At 71.4% G+C, this 16092-nt stretch carries 13 protein-coding genes; 11 read left to right on the plus strand and 2 right to left on the minus strand.

Annotated features, from left to right (window positions below; all coding sequences use genetic code 11):
- The first annotated feature begins 330 nt into the window (after positions 1-330).
- From dxs to MNOD_RS33780, 8 genes are all read left to right on the plus strand, one after another.
- Complete coding sequence (dxs, locus tag MNOD_RS33745) at positions 331-2295, plus strand: 1-deoxy-D-xylulose-5-phosphate synthase (RefSeq protein WP_015933444.1); 1965 nt, start codon at positions 331-333, stop codon at positions 2293-2295.
- Between the two features lie 176 nt (positions 2296-2471).
- Positions 2472-3515 carry a hopanoid-associated sugar epimerase gene (gene hpnA, locus MNOD_RS33750; protein WP_015933445.1) on the plus strand — a complete coding sequence of 348 codons (1044 nt, stop codon included), beginning with the start codon at positions 2472-2474 and terminating at the stop codon, positions 3513-3515.
- Positions 3512-4396, plus strand: a complete 885-nt coding sequence (gene hpnC / locus MNOD_RS33755; protein ID WP_015933446.1) for a squalene synthase HpnC — start codon at positions 3512-3514, stop codon at positions 4394-4396. The genes hpnA and hpnC overlap by 4 nt, the downstream gene beginning before the upstream one ends.
- Positions 4393-5244 carry a presqualene diphosphate synthase HpnD gene (hpnD, locus tag MNOD_RS33760; RefSeq protein ID WP_015933447.1) on the plus strand — a complete coding sequence of 284 codons (852 nt, stop codon included), beginning with the start codon at positions 4393-4395 and terminating at the stop codon, positions 5242-5244. The genes hpnC and hpnD overlap by 4 nt, the downstream gene beginning before the upstream one ends.
- On the plus strand, positions 5244-6560 hold the full coding sequence (gene hpnE, locus MNOD_RS33765; RefSeq protein WP_015933448.1) for a hydroxysqualene dehydroxylase HpnE: 1317 nt from the start codon (positions 5244-5246) through the stop codon (positions 6558-6560). The genes hpnD and hpnE overlap by 1 nt, the downstream gene beginning before the upstream one ends.
- A gap of 144 nt (positions 6561-6704) precedes the next feature.
- Positions 6705-8669 carry a squalene--hopene cyclase gene (shc, locus tag MNOD_RS33770; RefSeq protein ID WP_198157673.1) on the plus strand — a complete coding sequence of 655 codons (1965 nt, stop codon included), beginning with the start codon at positions 6705-6707 and terminating at the stop codon, positions 8667-8669.
- Positions 8670-8772: 103 nt separating this feature from the next.
- Complete coding sequence (locus MNOD_RS33775; RefSeq protein WP_015933450.1) at positions 8773-9804, plus strand: TIGR03885 family FMN-dependent LLM class oxidoreductase; 1032 nt, start codon at positions 8773-8775, stop codon at positions 9802-9804.
- A 329-nt stretch (positions 9805-10133) separates the two neighbouring features.
- Positions 10134-11024: a DUF3313 domain-containing protein gene (locus MNOD_RS33780; RefSeq protein ID WP_015933451.1), complete on the plus strand. Its 891-nt coding sequence runs from the start codon at positions 10134-10136 to the stop codon at positions 11022-11024.
- Between the two features lie 223 nt (positions 11025-11247).
- Here MNOD_RS33780 and MNOD_RS33785 read toward each other — a convergent pair whose 3' ends face one another.
- Together MNOD_RS33785 and MNOD_RS33790 are read right to left on the minus strand one after the other, a co-directional pair.
- Entirely contained in the window at positions 11248-11493 is a 246-nt protein-coding gene (locus MNOD_RS33785) for a hypothetical protein (protein ID WP_015933452.1), read from the minus strand.
- A gap of 57 nt (positions 11494-11550) precedes the next feature.
- The gene (locus MNOD_RS33790; RefSeq protein ID WP_425277522.1) at positions 11551-12615 is read right to left on the minus strand and encodes an amidinotransferase; all 1065 of its coding nucleotides are present in this window, start codon (positions 12613-12615) and stop codon (positions 11551-11553) included.
- A gap of 426 nt (positions 12616-13041) precedes the next feature.
- Between MNOD_RS33790 and MNOD_RS33795 the strand changes: the two genes are divergently transcribed.
- The 3 genes from MNOD_RS33795 to hpnI all read left to right on the plus strand — a co-directional run bounded on the left by MNOD_RS33795 (position 13042) and on the right by hpnI (position 16075).
- On the plus strand, positions 13042-14127 hold the full coding sequence (locus tag MNOD_RS33795; protein WP_015933454.1) for a lysylphosphatidylglycerol synthase domain-containing protein: 1086 nt from the start codon (positions 13042-13044) through the stop codon (positions 14125-14127).
- Positions 14128-14132: 5 nt separating this feature from the next.
- Complete coding sequence (locus MNOD_RS33800) at positions 14133-14822, plus strand: Tgt2/MlaC family protein (RefSeq protein ID WP_015933455.1); 690 nt, start codon at positions 14133-14135, stop codon at positions 14820-14822.
- A 65-nt stretch (positions 14823-14887) separates the two neighbouring features.
- Positions 14888-16075: a bacteriohopanetetrol glucosamine biosynthesis glycosyltransferase HpnI gene (gene hpnI / locus MNOD_RS33805; protein WP_015933456.1), complete on the plus strand. Its 1188-nt coding sequence runs from the start codon at positions 14888-14890 to the stop codon at positions 16073-16075.
- Positions 16076-16092: the final 17 nt, after the last annotated feature.

Genomic DNA, 16092 nt, shown 5'->3' on the forward strand with positions numbered 1-16092 from the left:
CTCCAAGGCATTGATGGATCGGATGTCCGGACGGCGAAATGGTGTCCCTGCCCCTGGACAGATTCTAACCCACGCCAGGAAAGCCGTCCCAGGCGTCGGCGCCGGATCCGATTCAGCAGGGGTTCAGAATGTTATTAAGACTTGTTACACACCGCACCGCCGCGGCCACGATGATCATGACATCAGAATGGCAACCCAGCCCTGATCGGCTATAAAGGGCGTTCGATGCGAGGCTGTCCGCCCTGCGCCGGATGATATTGAAATTCCTCGCTGAATCCCTCAGCACGCCGAGCAGGGCTGTCGCAACGCTTCAACCACGGGTGTACGATCTTGTCAGCACTGGTTCTCCCCCTCCTCGATCGCGTCCGTGATCCGGCGGATCTCCGCGCCCTGCCGGAGAGCGACCTGCGCCAGCTCGCGGACGAGTTGCGCGCCGAGACCATCGACGCGGTGTCGGTCACCGGCGGCCATCTCGGGGCCGGCCTGGGGGTGGTCGAACTCACGGTGGCGCTGCACTACGTCTTCACCACCCCCGACGACCGCCTGATCTGGGATGTCGGCCACCAGGCCTATCCGCACAAGATCCTGACCGGCCGGCGCGACCGCATCCGCACCCTGCGCCAGGGCGGCGGGTTGTCCGGCTTCACCAAGCGGGCCGAGAGCCCCTACGATCCGTTCGGGGCGGCCCATTCCTCCACCTCGATCTCGGCCGGGCTCGGCATGGCGATCGCCCGCGATCTGGCCGAGGCGGCGGCGCGCGCCCGCGGCGAGACGCCGGCGCGGCGCAACGTGGTGGCGGTGATCGGCGACGGCTCGATCTCGGCCGGCATGGCCTACGAGGCGATGAACAATGCCGGGGCGCTGCGCTCGCGCCTGATCGTGATCCTCAACGACAACGACATGTCGATCGCCCCCCCGGTCGGGGCGATGTCGGCCTATCTGGCCCGGCTGGTCTCGGGCGACACCTACCGCTCCTTGCGCGACACCGCCAAGCAGTTCGGCCGGCTGCTGCCCAAGGCCCTCTACGACACCGCGGCGCGGGCCGAGGAATACGCCCGCGGCATCCTGGCGGGCGGCGGCACCATGTTCGAGGAGCTCGGCTTCCACTATGTCGGGCCGATCGACGGGCACAATCTCGACCATCTGCTGCCGGTGCTCAAGAACGTGCGCGACGCGCCCGAGGGCCCGGTGCTGGTGCATGTGGTGACCCAGAAGGGCAAGGGCTACGCCCCGGCGGAAGCCGCCGCCGACCGCGGCCACGCGGTGGTGAAGTTCGACGTGCTCTCGGGCCAGCAGGTGAAGGCCAAGCCGAATGCGCCGAGCTACACCCGGGTGTTCGGGGAGAGCCTGGTCAAGGCGGCGGCTGCGGACGAGACGGTGGTGGCGATCACCGCGGCGATGCCGTCGGGCACCGGGGTGGATATTTTCGCCAAGGCGCATCCGGAGCGCACCTTCGATGTGGGGATCGCCGAGCAGCACGCGGTGACGTTTGCGGCCGGTCTGGCGGCGGAGGGGTTCCGGCCGTTCTGCGCGATCTACTCGACCTTCCTGCAGCGGGCCTACGACCAGGTGGTGCACGACGTGGCGATCCAGAACCTGCCGGTGCGGTTTGCGCTCGACCGGGCGGGGCTGGTGGGGGCGGACGGGGCGACGCATGCGGGGGCGTTCGACCTGGCCTATCTGTGCTGCCTGCCGAACCTGACGGTGATGGCGGCGGCGGACGAGGCGGAGCTGGTGCACATGGTGGCGACCGCGCATGCGCATGATGCCGGCCCGATCGCGTTGCGCTATCCGCGCGGCGAAGGCGTGGGGGTGGACCTGCCGGAGCGGGGCGAGGTGCTGGCGATCGGCAAGGGCCGGGTGCTGCGGCGGCCGCCAGGGGCGCGGGTGGCGCTTCTGAGCCTGGGCACGCGGCTGGCGGAGGCGCTGAAGGCGGCGGACCGCCTGGAGGAGAGCGGGATCGGGGTGACGGTGGCGGATGCGCGCTTTGCCAAGCCGCTGGACGAGGCGCTGATCCTGGATCTGGCGGGGAGCCATGAGGTGCTGGTGACGCTGGAGGAGGGCTCGACCGGGGGCTTTGGGGCGATGGTGCTGCATCTGCTCGCGGCGCGGGGGGCGCTGGATGCGGGCACGGTGCGGGTGCGCACCCTGACGCTGCCGGACGTGTACCAGGACCACGACAGCCCCGAGCGCATGTACGCCCAGGCCGGCCTCGACGCGCCTGCCATCGTCCGCACCGTCACCGACCTGCTGCCCGAAGAGCGCAAGGAGCGGACGCGCCTGCGGCGCGTCTGACCGGTGGTGCCGGAACGCCACGCTGTCCGCGGAACCGCACGCGTTCCGCGCCGCGACGCCTTCGCGGGCCTCGTCGCCTTGTCGGCCGGGCCCCGAAATGGCAGAAGCGGCGGGCCTTTGGCCCCGCCGCCTGCCGCCGTCGCCGCGGGCGCGGCGGTGATCCCTGAACCCACGGCATGAGCATGATCGAGGCCTCGGACCGCCCCCCGTCTGATGCCCGGCCGGAGGTCGGCCCGGTGCTGATCACCGGCGCGAGCGGCTTTCTCGGCTCGGCGCTGGTCGACGTCTTCCGGGGCGCCGGCTTCCCGGTGCGCATCCTGGTGCGGGCGACGAGCCCGCGCACCAACCTGACCTGGCCCGACGTCGCCGTGGCGGAGGGCGACATGCGCGATCCCGCCGCGGTCGCCTCGGCCATGGCGGGCATGCGCTACCTCGTGCATGCCGCCGCCGATTACCGCCTCTGGGCGCCCGACCCGGAGGAGATCGTGCGCACCAACCGCGACGGCACCCGGGTGCTGATGCGCGCCGCCCTCGATGCGGGCGTGGAGCGGATCGTCTACACGTCGAGCGTCGCGACGATCAAACCGCATGACGACGGCACGCCCGCCGACGAGACCCGTCCGCTCACCCCCGAGACCGCGATCGGCGCCTACAAGCGCAGCAAGGTCGTGGCCGAGCGCGTGGTCGAGGAGATGGTGGCCCGCGACCGGCTGCCCGCTGTCATCGTCAACCCCTCGACGCCGATCGGCCCGCGCGACGTCAAGCCGACGCCCACCGGCCGCATCATCGTGGAGGCGGCGAACGGCAGGTTGCCGGCCTTCGTCGATACCGGCCTCAACCTCGCCCATGTGGACGATGTGGCGGCCGGCCACCTGCTGGCGTTGCGCCGCGGGCGCATCGGCGAGCGCTACATCCTGGGCGGCGAGAATGTGCTCCTGTCGCGGATGCTCGCGGACATCGCCGGGATCGTGGGGCGCAAAGCCCCGACCCTCCGCCTGCCCCGCGCGGCGGTCTATCCGGTCGCCTTCGTCTCCGAACTCGCCGCCCGCGTCACGGGCCGGGCGCCGCTGGCCACCCTCGACGGCATCCGGATGTCCCGCTACCGGATGTTCTTCTCCGACGCCAAGGCACGGGCCGAACTCGGCTACTCCGCGCGGCCCTATCGCCAGGGCCTCGAGGATGCCGTCGCATGGTTCCGTCAGGCAGGATACATCCGATGACCACCGCGACCGAGGCGCGCTCCGGCAAGTCGCATCGCGACGAGAACTTCCCGGTCGCGTCGCACCTGGTCCATCCGCGGCACCGGGGGCCGATCCTGGCCTTCTACAATTTCGTGCGCGCGGGGGACGATGTCGCCGACCATTCGGACTTAAGCCCCGAGCGCAAGATCGCGCTCCTCGACGGGCTCGCGGACGCGCTCACCGGCGCCGGTCCGGCCGATCCGGAGGCGGCCGCCCTGAAGGCGGCGCTGGCCGGGCGGGGCCTGCCCCCGTGCCACGCCCTCGAACTCCTCGACGCCTTCCGGATGGATGCGAGGAAGTCGCGCTACGCCACCTTCGACGAGCTGATGCACTATTGCCGCTACTCGGCGATGCCGGTCGGGCGCTTCGTCCTCGACGTGCACGGCGAGGATCCGGCCGCGACCTGGGCGGCCTCGGACGCGATCTGCGCGGCGCTCCAGATCATCAATCACCTGCAGGATTGCGGGAAGGATTTCCGCCAGCTCGACCGGGTCTACCTGCCGCAGGATCTCCTCGCCACGCACGGCGTCGATGTGGCCGCGCTCGGCGCCGAGCGCGCCTCGCCGGCCTTGCGCGCGGTGATCGGCACCCTCGCCCATCGCTGCCTCGACCTGCTGCACGAGGGAAGGGCGCTCCCCGACCTGATCGAGGACACGCGGCTCTCCCTGGAGATCGCGGCGATCCACCGTCTCGCGGTGGCGCTGGCCCGCGGGCTCACGGCGCGCGACCCGCTGAGCGAGCCCGTGCACCACGGCAAGGCCGCCTTCGCGCTCATCGCGCTCTCGGCCGCGGGCGCCTGCCTGGCGCGGCGGCCCTTCCGGCGGCGCCTGCTGCCCAATGTGCGGGGAGCCCGCCCGTGACCGCCCTCGCCTCGCCCGCCCCTTCCTCCGTCCCCGAATCCCCGGCCTTGCCGGCCGCGGGCTCGTCCTTCTACGCGGCGATGCGCCTGCTGCCGGCCGCGCAGCGCGACGCCATGTATGCGGTCTACGCCTTCTGCCGGGCGGTGGACGACGTCGCCGATGATGGCGGGGCGCGCGACCAGCGCGCCGCCGAGCTCGACCGCTGGCGGGCCGACATCGACGCCCTCTATGCCGGGCGCCCTGCGCCCCGCCTCGCCCCGCTCGCCGGTCCGGTCCGGGATTTCGGCCTGAAGCGCGAGGATTTTCTCGCGGTCATCGACGGCATGGCGATGGATGCCGAGGCCGATATCGTGGCGCCCGACGCTGCCACCCTCGACCTCTACTGCGACCGGGTCGCGAGCGCGGTGGGGCGGCTCTCGGTGCGGATCTTCGGGCTCGCCGAGGAGCCGGGCCGCGCCCTCGCCCACCATCTCGGCCGGGCGCTGCAGCTCACCAACATCCTGCGCGACATCGACGAGGATGCCGAGCGCGGGCGCCTCTACCTGCCGCGCGAGCGCCTCGCGGCGATCGGCCTGTCGCACCCGACGCCCGAGGCGGCCTTGCGCCACCCGCGTCTCGCCGAGGTCTGCACGGCGCTCGCCGCCGAGGCCGAGGCGCATTACCAAGCTTCCTGGCGGATCATCGCCGCCGCGCCGCGGCGCGCCACCAAGGCGCCCCGGATCATGGCGGCGGCCTATCACCTGATCCTCGATGGGCTCCTCGCGCGCGGCTGGGCGGCGCCCCGCACCCGGGTGAAGCCCGGCAAGCTCGCGCTGATCGGCGTCCTCCTGCGGCACGGGATCCTGTGATGGCGGGGACTATCCACGTTCTCGGCGCGGGGCTCGCGGGGCTCTCGGCGGCGGTGCAGCTGACGCGCGGCGGCCGGCGCGTCGTCGTGCACGAGGCCGCCAAGCAGGCGGGCGGTCGCTGCCGCTCCTATTTCGACCCGGCGCTTGGCCTCACCATCGACAACGGCAACCACCTGCTCCTGTCGGGCAACCGCGACGCCCTCGATTTCCTGAAGGCGGTCGGCGCGCCGGCCGATGCGCTCACCGGACCGGCCGAGGCCGCCTTCCCGTTCGCTGATCTGCGGACGGGCGAGCGCTGGACCCTGCGCCCCAATGCCGGGCGCCTGCCCTGGTGGGTGCTCGACGCGAGCCGCCGGGTGCCTGGAAGCCGCGCCCGCGACTACCTCGCGCCGCTCGGCATCCTGCGGGCGACCGCCCGCCCCCCGGGCCGGAAGGCGGCCTCGGCCGCGACCATCGGCGAGAGCATGGCCTGCGAGGGGCTGCTCTGGGACCGGCTCTGGCGCCCGGTGCTGCTCGCCGCCCTCAACACCGAGCCGCGCGAGAGCGATGCGGGCCTCGCCGCCGCCATCCTGCGCGAGACGCTCGGTGCGGGCGGGCGGGCCTGCCGTCCGCTCGTGGCGGTGGCGGGCCTCTCCGCGGCCTTCGTGGAGCCGGCTCTCGCCTTCCTCGCGCGGGCCGGGGCGGAGATCCGCTTCGGCCGGCGCCTGCGGGCGCTGAGCCTCGCTGGCGAGCGCGTCGCGGCCCTGGATTTCAGCGATGGGACCGAGGCGCTGGGGCCGGAGGATGCCGTCGTGATGGCGCTGCCCGCCTGGGTTGCCGCCGATCTGATCCCGGGGCTCGCGGCCCCGCAGGCGCACCGCTCGATCGTCAACGCGCATTTCGCGGTGCCGCCGCCGCCGGGCTCGCCCCTGCTGCTCGGCGTCGTCGGCGGCCTCACCGAGTGGCTGTTCTCCTATCCGGACCGGCTCTCGGTGACGATCAGCGGAGCCGACCGGCTGCTGGAGACGCCCCGAGAGGAACTCGCGGACCGAATCTGGGACGAGGTTGCGCGTCTCACCGGCCAGGCCGGAGCCCCGCTGCCCCGTTGGCAGATCGTCAAGGAGAAGCGCGCAACCTTCGCGGCGACGCCGCTGGAAGCGGCGCGGCGCCCAGGTGCGCGAACGCACCTCGCAAACTTGGCGCTTGCGGGAGATTGGACGGCGACGGGGTTGCCGGCGACCATCGAGGGCGCCATCCGGTCCGGCGCGGTGGCGGCGGCGCTCTTCACCCAGGCAAGAGAGACCCAGGCAAGAGAGGCGCAGCGCGGGGCCGCTTGACGCGGCGCTGCGCCAATCGGAACAGCTTGAGCATATGCGGCGTTTTTTGCATCGCCGCGAATCGGGGCGAAAGCGGCGGCAGGGCGGGCCGCCCGAACAGGAGAAGGCGAGAGAATCGTGGGAAAGGTCGAGACGCTGCACCGCATGAGCACGCAGGACATCACGCTGGACGATGTCGAGCGGCGCGTGTCGCTCGCGTCCAAGGCTCTGATGCGGCTCGCCGGCCCCGACGGGCATTGGTGCTTCGAGCTGGAGGCCGACGCCACCATCCCGTCCGAGTACATTCTCTATCATCATTTCCGCGGCTCGATCCCCTCCGCGGAGCTCGAGGGCAAGATCGCCAATTACCTGCGCCGCACGCAGAGCGCGCAGCACGACGGCTGGTCCCTCGTCCATGACGGCCCGTTCGACATGAGCGCGACCGTCAAGGCGTATTTCGCCCTCAAGATGATCGGCGATTCGATCGAGGCGCCGCATATGCGCCGCGCCCGCGAGGCGATCCTGCGCCGGGGCGGCGCCGCGCACGCCAACGTCTTCACCCGGACCCTTCTGGCCCTCTACGGCGAGGTGCCGTGGAGCGCCGTGCCGGTAATGCCCGTCGAGGTGATGCTGCTGCCGCGGTGGTTCCCCTTCCACCTCGACAAGGTGTCCTACTGGGCCCGCACCGTGATGGTGCCGCTCTTCGTGCTGCAGGCCAAGAAGCCGCGGGCCAGGAATCCGCGGGGCATCGGCATCCAGGAGCTGTTCGTCGAGCCGCCGGAGCGGGTGAAACGCTGGCCGGCCGGCCCGCAGGAATCCTCGCCGTGGCGCCCGGTCTTCGCCGCCATCGACAAGGTGCTGCAGAAGGTCGAGGGCTCGTTCCCGGCGGGCTCCCGTGCCCGGGCGATCGACAAGGCGGTGGCCTTCGTCAGCGAGCGCCTGAACGGCGAGGACGGGCTCGGCGCGATCTTCCCCGCGATGGTCAACGCGGTGCTGATGTACGAGGCGCTCGGCTACCCCGAAGATCACCCCCTGGTCGCGACCGCCCGCTCCTCGGTGGAGAAGCTCGTCACCGTCAAGGAGCACGAGGCCTACGTGCAGCCCTGCCTGTCGCCGGTCTGGGACACGGCGCTCTCGGCCCATGCGCTCATGGAGGCGGGCGGCGTCGAGGCGGAGCGGCACGCCAAGCGCGCCCTCGACTGGCTCAAGCCCCTGCAGGTGCTCGACATCAAGGGCGACTGGGCCGCCTCCAAGCCGAATGTGCGGCCGGGCGGCTGGGCCTTCCAGTACGCCAACCCGCATTATCCGGACCTCGACGACACCGCCGTGGTGGTGATGGCGATGGACCGGGCGCAGGTGCGCCGCAGCCCCGGCCCGGACGCGGCCGATTACGGTCAGTCGATCGCGCGGGCGCGCGAATGGGTCGAGGGCCTGCAGAGCCGCGACGGCGGCTGGGCGGCCTTCGACGCGGACAACACCTACCATTACCTCAACTACATCCCGTTCTCCGATCACGGGGCGCTGCTCGACCCGCCGACCGCCGACGTGACGGCGCGCTGCGTCTCGATGCTGGCGCAGCTCGGTGAGACGCGCGAGAGCTGCCCGCCCCTCGACCGGGGCGTCGCCTACCTGCTGGCCGACCAGGAGGCGGATGGCAGCTGGTATGGCCGCTGGGGCATGAACTACATCTACGGCACCTGGTCGGTGCTCTGCGCGCTGAACGCCGCTGGGGTCGACCCGGCCTCGGAGCCGGTGCGGCGGGCGGTGAACTGGCTCACCACCATCCAGAACCCGGATGGCGGCTGGGGCGAGGACGCGGCGAGCTACAAGCTCGAATATCGCGGCTACGAGCGGGCGCCGAGCACCGCCTCGCAGACCGCCTGGGCGCTCCTCGGGCTCATGGCCGCGGGCGAGGCGGACAGCCCGGCAGTGGCGCGAGGCATCAACTACCTGACCCGCAGCCAGGGGGCGGACGGGCTCTGGACCGAGGACCGCTATACGGCGACCGGGTTCCCGCGCGTCTTCTACCTGCGCTATCACGGCTACGCGAAGTTCTTCCCGCTCTGGGCGCTTGCCCGCTACCGCAACCTCCAGCAGAGCAACAGCCGTCGGGTCGCCGTCGGGATGTGATGCCAACGGCATTTTCAATGCCGTTGGCATGAGACGGACATCCTGACGCAGGCAGGTCCGGCCGGCCTTGTGCATTGGGAGGATGCCGGCGCGGGAGTCCTCGATGACGCTCTACAGCTATCACGCCTCGCACGAGCAGGTCGCCCCGCGCGACCTCATCGGCCTCGTGCAGCGGGCCGAGCAGGCGGGCTTCGACGCGGCCTTCTCCTCCGACCATCTCCAGCCCTGGTCGCCTGCGCAGGGGCAGTCCGGCTTCGCCTGGGCCTGGCTCGGTGCGGCGCTGCAGGCGACGCAGCGCCTGACCTTCGGGGTGATCACGGTGCCGGGCGGCTGGCGCTACCACCCGGCGGTGCTGGCCCAGGCGGTGGCGACGCTCGGCCAGATGTATCCGGGCCGCCTGCCCTGGGTCGCGCTCGGCAGCGGGCAGGCCCTGAACGAATCCGTCACCGGCGCGCCCTGGCCCGACCGGGCCGAGCGCAATGCCCGCCTGCGCGAGGGCGCCGAGATCATGCGGGCTCTGCTCGCCGGCGAGACCGTGACGCATCGCGGCCGCGTCTCGGCGCTCGACGCGAAGATCTGGTCGCGCCCCGAGACGCCGACCCGCCTCGTCGGCGCCGCAACCACCCAGGAGACCGCCGCCTGGCTCGGCACCTGGGCGGACGGGCTCCTGACCGTGGGCTGCCGGCCGGACGCGCTCGCGCGCATCGTCGATGCCTTCCGGGAGAATGGCGGCGCCGACAAGCCGATCTTTCTCAAGCTCGACCTCAGCTTCGCCCGCGACCCGGCCGAGGCGCTGCACCAGGCGCATGCGGCGTGGCGCTTCAACCAGCTCGGCAGCCCGGTCGCCTGGGAGCTGCGCAGCCCCGCGGAATTCGATGCCGCCGCCCGCTTCGTGCGGCCCGAGGACATGCACGCACAGGTTCTCGTCTCGTCGGACCTCGCGGCCATCACCGACCGCATCGCGGCCTGCGCGGGCTTGGGCTTCGACAGCATCGACCTGCATCAGGTCGGCGGAAGCCAAGCCGCCTTCATCGAGGTCTTCGGCGAGCGGGTGCTGCCGGCCCTGCGCGCGCGCAGGGCCCCAGCGGCGGATTTCGATCCGATGGCGATGATGCCGACGGCACGGGGGGCCTAGAATCCGCTCCAGGAGCGGCGGGATCCGATTCTCTGTCGGGGCCACGGCGAATCGCGCCCCGCGACTGCGCGCGCAGGTTGCGGCCTGCACTGTGAGCGTAGCATGGCGATGCGGATCGGGGCCGTCCTCCGGGAGCCGCACCGGCCGAATGTGGCCCAATCGTTACAGCTCGTGCGGAAGCAGCCGGCCCGGATGCGAGCGACTTCTCGGCCCGAGGCGGAACGGCTAGGCTTGCGCAATCACTGCCGCGTCCGGCTTTGGGCCGATGGCGCGTGCCCGGATGGAGCGGTCCCGCGGACGCTCATCCTCCTGACGCGGGAAGCGAGTGAATGCGGAAGCTGCTCAAGGCTGTCGTGAAGGCACGGGCCGTCCGTTTCGGTGCCGTAGCGACCCTCATGGTCTCGGCGGCAGGCTGCGGCACGCCGTTGCTGACCGAGGCAGGCCTCATCTCCCGGTACGATCGCCTGGCGCCGACCGAGGCGACCGCCACGAAGGCTCGGCTCTTCGTCGACAAGGCGGCCCTGGCGGGCATGCGGACGGTGCGCATCATCCCGACCTCCTTCCCGGAGGCGGTGTCGGGATCCGCCCTCACCCCGCGCGAGCGGCGGCTGATCGCCAACGCGGCTGACCGCGCCCTCTGCTACGAATTGTCCCTGCGCTACGACGTGGTCTCGTCCGGCAAGGCCGACCTGACAGTCCGCTCGGCCATCACGCATGTCGGCCTGACCGACGTGCCGGCTGCAGGCGCCACGATCGGCGCCTCCGCAGCCATCACGATCGCTGCCCAGGTGGGAGCCGGCTTCGCCGAAACCATCGGCAGGATCCCGGTCCCGCGCGTGCCGATCGGGCTCGGGGACCTGACCGTCGAGGCCGAGGCCGTCGATGCCCGCCGCCAGCAGCGGGCCGCCATGATCTGGGCCGGCGCCGCCAATTCCTTCACCAACCCGGCCCGCTTCTCCGCCGGCAGCGACGCCTACGACCTCGCCGGCGATTTCGGCCAGGATTTCGGCTATCTCCTCGCGACCGGCGAGGACCCCCTCCAGGCGGGACCCACCATTCCGACCTACGACCGGATCCGCGTCACCATGCTGGGCGAGGCCCCGCTCGATCCCGACTGCCAGGTGTTCGGCCGTGCCCCCGGCGTCGACGGCATCATCGGCGACGTCATCGGCCTGCCGCCGGACTGGACCGACAAGGGACCGCTCGACGCGCAGCGCTGACCCTGCGCGCTGCCCGACCGCCGGGCGGCGCCTGGTTCCCTGCGGCCTCCGGGCGCCCCCGGCCTCAAGCCCTCACCCGGGAGCGCCGGACGCGCATTCCCCCACTCGAAATTGAGACTGATACGGTCTCCGGTTGATCTGTTCGGAGACAAGAGGGCGGCGCGGGATCCCCTCTCCCGTGCGGGAGAGGGGATCCCGCGCCGCCCTCTTGTCTCCGAACAGATCAACCGGAAACCGTATGACCTGCGTGGCAGCCGCCCCGCTCCTCCTGCTGAGGCGCGGGCGATCGCAGATCGCACAGGCGATCGAAGATCGCGCAGGCTGCCTCGAAGCACCCCTGAGCGGTGATCCCGTCCCACCAGAGGCTCGGACCAGCGGTCAGGCGTGCGTGCCGGCTGATGCCGGCCAGAGGCTCCGTGCGATCTTCGATCGCCAGCATCTCAGCATGAGGGCCGGAGTTGGCTGCCATGGGGCGCCCTTGCGGCCGGTTTCATCCGTCAGATCGGCCCGGCCGCTGGTGGACTGATCAGAAGTAGGACTTCAGCGTCCCGCGCCGGCGCACGTCGAGCGTGGCGCAGTGGAAGGAGCCGCCGAACGGACCATAGGACAGGAAGGGGGCCGGGATCGGATCGAAGTCCCAGTCCTTCAGCGCCTTGATCAGGGTGGGCTGGCTCGCGTCGACCACCACCTTCTTCTCGTCGAGCATCAGCACGTTGATCGAGGTCCAGGGCGAGCACATGGAGATCTTGCTCATGAAGCCCTCGACGGGGTCGGGGCGCGGGGCGATCAGCACGTCCCACTTCTTGAGGATCGGGGGCAGGCGCTCGACGTCGATGTAGTCGGGGTTGACCAGCACCTTGCCGGGCGCGAGCGGCATGAACGACGAGTCGATGTGCATCGGCTGCGGGCAGCGGCTCTCGATCTCGTGGATGCGGAAGCCCGGGCCGAGGTGACGGCGCAGCCACTCGATGCCCATCAGGTTGGTGACATTGGAGCGGGTGACGAAGATATCGCGGCCGCAGCGCACGAAATCGGCCGCGTCGAAGACCGGCTCGAACTCGTTGACCGTGTAGCGCATCGGCTCGCCGGCCTTCAGGTTCGGCACCCGGTAGTCGTAGTTGTAGAGGTCGTCGGTGAGCTGGGGCCGCGGGGCCGAGGTCCAGCGGGCGCCGGCCCGGAAATACTCCTTGAACAGCGACCGATAGGCATCGCCCTCGAAGTAGCGCGAGCGCCAGCACATCGGCGATTCGATGATCTCGTCGCCGATGACGAGGTAGGGGTCGCGCGGGCAGGCGACGCAGAAGCCCCGGGAGGACCAGCGCGGCGCCTTGTACTTCTTCGAGAAGTCGACCGCGTCGGGCCGGCGCACCGTGACGCCCTCGCCCGCCAGGATGGCGATGAAGTTGTCGAGCTCGGCCTGGGCGAGCTTCTTCATGAACTTCGGGTACTTCCAGCCCGACGCGAAGCGGTAGAAGGGCTGGGCGGCACGCGGCAGGTTGAAGATCACCGTCAGGTGGTGGGTCGGGATGGTCGCGCCCTCAAGGCTGCCGACGATCACCTCCTCGAGGGGATCCCACTCGTTCCAGGCCATCACCGGAGAATGGGGAGAGACGGCCCGGTTCGGGGCCGACGCGGCGTTGAATGCGAGCAGGTCCTGGCTGGCGGCCTCGTCGAGCACGTCGTGCCCCGTATCGATGGTCGTCTCCCGGTCCATAGCCTGTGTGTCTCCCCTTTGGCCGTTGCAAATCGGCCTCATCCGGGGCGCATCCGCATCGGGGCGGTTTCGACGCCCGGACCGGAAAAAGCGCCCAGCGCCAAACACTTGCGAGGGCTTCCGAAGAATCGGGTCGAGATGACCGCAATTCCGGTTTGCCCGGCAGTGTGTCCGGGCGGTGATAGACAAGGCGTGGTGAAGCTGCAACGTCGCGGGCGGCACGCTGATGTTTTGCGCCGCACCCGTTGCACGAATGGCGCGCATTCCGGGGCCGAAGGCGGCCGCGGCAACAGAAAGAGGACCATGAAGCGTCTCACCACCCTGGCCCTGGCGGCAGGCCTGTGCACCGCGATCGGCCTGTTCGTTTCCTCCGGGCCCGAGGCCGTGATGGAGGCGGCCTGGGCTGCGGGCTGGGGCGCTGCGCTCGTGGTGCTCGCCCGCGTGATCGCGGTGGCCTGGGCGGGCCTCGCCTGGTGGGTGGTCTTCCCCGCCGAAGGGCGGCCGCCCCTGCGGGCCTGCGTGTCGATCCGCTTCGTGCGCGAGGGCATCAACACGCTGCTGCCCGTGGCGCAGGTGGGCGGCGACCTGATCGGCGCGCGTCTCCTGACGCTGCAGAAGGTGGCGGGCGGGCTTGCGGGCGCGAGCATGTTCGTCGACCTGATGCTCCAGGCGCTGACCCAGTTCCTGTTCACGGTGATCGGGCTCGGCATCCTGGTCGCGCTCGGGGGCGACGGGCCGATCGTGCGCTACGTGGCGGTCGGCCTCGCGGTCGCGGCGCCGGCGCTCGGCGCCTTCTACCTCGTGCAGCGGCGCTCCGGGCACCGACTCCTCCAGGCCGCCATGCGGCGCTTCGCCAGCGGGCGCGAGTGGCGGGCGCTCGGCGCCGTCGACGTGCTCTACGCCCATCTGCGCGGGCTCTACGGGGCGCCCCGCCGCGTCGCCTCGGCCGTCGGGCTGCACCTCGTCGGCTGGGTGATCGGTGCCCTCGAAGTGTGGGTGGCCTTACGCTTCATGGGATACGGGACGGCTTTCCTGGAGGCCCTGGTCATCGAGAGCCTCGCGCAGGCCGTGCGCGGCGCGGCCTTCGCGGTGCCGGGCGCCCTCGGCGCCCAGGAGGGCGGGCTGATCGCGCTGTGCGCCGTCTTCGGCATCCCGGCGGAGGCGGCGCTCGCGCTCTCGCTCGTCAAGCGGGTGGCCGATCTGCTGGTCGGGGTGCCGAGCCTCGGCCTCTGGCACGCTCTGGAGAATCGCGCGCGCGGAGAGGCGACCGGAATCCGCTCGTCTCTGCGCAGCGTGTTCGGGGCGGCGCCGATGCCGGCGCCCCTCGATCCGGCCTACGGCTATGCGGCGTCCGTCGCGGCGGCTGCCGACGCGAAAAGGGGGGAGTGACGCACGTGCGGAATCGACGCGAGATCCTGCGCGCCGGCCTCGTCACGGCCGGCCTGGCGGCCGTCGGCTTCGGACTCCAGCCGGCCCGGGCCGCCGACGACCCGGCGGTCGCGACCGTGCGGCGGATGACCGAGGCGTTCCAGGAGGCCCTCAAGAGCCCGGACGTGCGCGGCCGCGTGGCCGTGCTCACGGCCCCCATGGCCGAGTCCTTCGACCTGCCCGCCATGCTCCGCCTGGCGATCGGCTCGCGCTGGAAGAACATTCCGGCCGACAAGCAGGCCGCCCTGATCGAGGCCTTCGGTCCCTATCTCACCGCCACCTACGCGACCCGCCTCTCCGCGGCGGCGGGCGGACGCTTCCGCGTGCCGCCGAAGAGCGAGCCGCGCGGCAGCGGCCGCATCGTGCGCAGCACCGCCATCGACGCGAGCGGGGACGAATCGCCCGTCGACTACATCACCAACGCCGAGGGCAAGATCACCGACGTCTATCTGCAGGGCACGATCAGCGAGGCCGGCACCCTGCGGACCAACTTCAGCGATCCGCTCAAGAGCGGCGGGGCCGACGCGCTCCTCGAATACATGCGCAAGACCACCGCCACGATGCTGGCGGCGCCCTCCCCGGCGCCGAATCCGGGTTCGGCGCCGAACGCCGCGGTCGGCGGCGCCTCGGACCAGCCCGGCGCCGCGAAGCCCTGACCCCGCGGGGTCGAGAGGCCCCGATTCGCCGCCCCCGCGGCCCGCCAGCGTCCTCGGAACCGCTCATGGACTCCACCTGGATCTCGACCCTGTTCCTCAGCCTCGCGGTGGCCGGCTGCGTCTATGCCCTCGTGGCGGCGTGGCTCGCGGGCCGCGCGGCGCGCAGGCGCGCGCCGGCGCTGGCGGCGAATGCGCCGCGTCCTTCCGTGACGCTGATGAAGCCGCTCTGCGGGGCGGAGCCGAACCTCTACGAGAACCTGACGACCTTCTGCCGCCAGGATTACGCAGGCGCGATCCAGCTGATCTTCGGTGTCCAGACCGCCGCCGATCCGGCCATCGCGGTGGTGAACCGCCTGCGGGCGGAGCACCCGGCCCTGCGCATCGATCTCGTGATCGATCCCCGCCAGCACGGCTCGAACCGCAAGGTCTCGAACCTCATCAACATGGCGGGGCTGATCGCCCACGAGATCGTGGTGCTGGCCGACAGCGACATGGTGGTGGCGCCCGATTACCTGGAGCGGATCGTCGCGGAGCTGGTGCAGCCCGGCGTGGCCGGCGTGACCTGCCTCTATCACGGGGTGCCGGCCTACCGGACGGTCTGGGCGCAGCTCTCGACGCTGGCCATCGACACGCAATTCCTGCCGAACGTGCTGGTCGGCACCGGATTTCGCCTTGCCGAGCCCTGTTTCGGCTCGACCATCGCGTTCCGGGCCGAGGCGCTCGCGGCGATCGGCGGGTTCGAGCGCGTGAAGGACGACCTCGCGGACGATTATGCGCTCGGCGCGGCGCTGCGCGGCGCCGGCGGCGGAATCATCGCCATCCCGAACTTCACGATCGGCCATACCTGCGTCGACACCTCGCTCTCCGACCTGTGGCGGCACGAGACGCGCTGGAACCGCACCATCCGCAACGTCGATCCGGCGGGCTATGCGGGCAGCCTCGTCACGCATGCCTTCCCGCTCGCCCTCATCGGCGCCCTGATGCCGGACACGAGCCCGCAGGGGCTGGCGATCGCCGCGCTCGCCCTCACCTGCCGCATCGTCCTGTGCCTGTGCGTGGAGCGCGCCTTCGGCCTCGCGCCCCATCCCTATTGGCTGCTGCCGATTCGCGACTTGGTCTCCTTTGCCGGCTTCGCGTGGTGCTTCGTCTCCGGCGCGGTGACTTGGAAAGGTCACGATTATCGCGTTGTGGCTGACGGCACGCTCATCCCCGAGCCGGGCCTCGCGCAGGAATCCGGCGCCCGCTCGACCTGATCCGGCCGCCCTCCCGC

This window comes from Methylobacterium nodulans ORS 2060 (assembly GCF_000022085.1).
GTDB classification, from domain to species: Bacteria; Pseudomonadota; Alphaproteobacteria; order Rhizobiales; family Beijerinckiaceae; genus Methylobacterium; species Methylobacterium nodulans.